At 34.6% G+C, this 1,258-nt stretch carries 1 protein-coding gene; it reads right to left on the reverse strand.

The features are described 5' to 3' along the window. Positions 1 to 29: 29 nt before the first annotated feature. Positions 30 to 1,186, reverse strand: a protein-coding gene (locus QE109_RS17510) for an IS3 family transposase (RefSeq protein WP_281095841.1) whose coding sequence is annotated in 2 segments (ribosomal slippage) — positions 30 to 925 and positions 925 to 1,186 — 1,158 coding nt in all. Because the reading frame shifts where the segments join, the coding sequence is not laid out codon by codon here. Positions 1,187 to 1,258 lie beyond the last annotated feature (72 nt).

Below are 1,258 nucleotides of genomic sequence, written 5' to 3' on the forward strand. Positions count from 1 at the left end.
TGTCCTAGTCAAGCATAATTGTAACACTATCATATAGTTTGACGAGTATAAGCTTGCCTTGCCTCAAATGGTGTTAATTTATTATTGTAAGAATGTGGTCGTTGATAGTTGTACCAAACGAATGCATAGTCATTAATTGCCTCATTGAGAAGCTCATCAGTATCAAAACTATAATGGTTGATAAATTCATTTTTCATAGAATTGTAGTATCTTTCCATCACTGCATTATCATAAGGGCAACCGGCACGACTCATGCTTTGAATAATCTTGTTTTCTTTACAATACTCAGTAAATGCAACGGAAGAAAACTGTGACCCTTGATCGCTGTGAAGTATTGTTCCTCTAGCAGGTTTATGGCTAGAAATAGCCATTTTTAGAGCTTCAATAGCCAACTTTGAATCAATGAAAGAACTATTTTTACTTGCGATTACGCTTCGATCATACAAGTCGATAATTGAACAGTTATATCTTTTTTTCCCATTAGACAGTTCTAAGTACGTGAAATCTGTACACCACTTTTCATTTGGTGCAGTTGCTGAAAAGTCTTGTTCAAGTAAGTTGTCAAAGGTCTTGTGAATAAGTCCTTTAACATACTTCAACTTTTTCTTTTGCAGAGTCGCCTGTATTCCCATTTCATGCATATATTTATATGTTGTTGGGTAACTAATATAGACCTTCTTGCGCTCTAAAAGGTCACTGATTAAGCGATATCCAAGTGTACCAGCATGATTGTGATATAGTTCGCGAATCTCGTTCATGAGATGTGATTTCTGTTTCTTATATTGTTTTCTTCTGTCTTTCAGATAATTGTAATAGGCATTTGGTACGATTTTGAATTGGTTTAATAGCCAACGAAGACCAAACTCTTCGTTGTTTTCTTGAATAAACTTATAAGCTATTTGTCTATTTCCTTCGCGAAGAATGCTGCCGCCTTTTTTAAGAATCGGTTTTCCTTCTCAAGTTCTTCTAGACGTTTTCTTAATTCTCGGTTTTCTATCATTTGGTCAGTCTCAGATTGGAGTTTTGGATCTTCTTTGCATTCTTCACGGTGCTTTTTTAACCAATAACTTAATGTGCCATTACCTAAATGATATTCATCTGTTAAACTTTTTATTGTTCGGCCTTCTTCTAAACGAAGTTTTATCATTTTTTGCCGAAAGTGCTGATCATGTTTTTTGTTTGCCATAGTTGTACTCCTTTTCGTATTTGGATTATACCAAACTATAACAAGGTGTTACAACTTTAGTTTATCAGGACA

Origin of the sequence: Fusibacter bizertensis (assembly GCF_029914245.1) — a bacterium.
GTDB lineage: Bacteria > Bacillota > Clostridia > Peptostreptococcales > Acidaminobacteraceae > Fusibacter_C > Fusibacter_C bizertensis.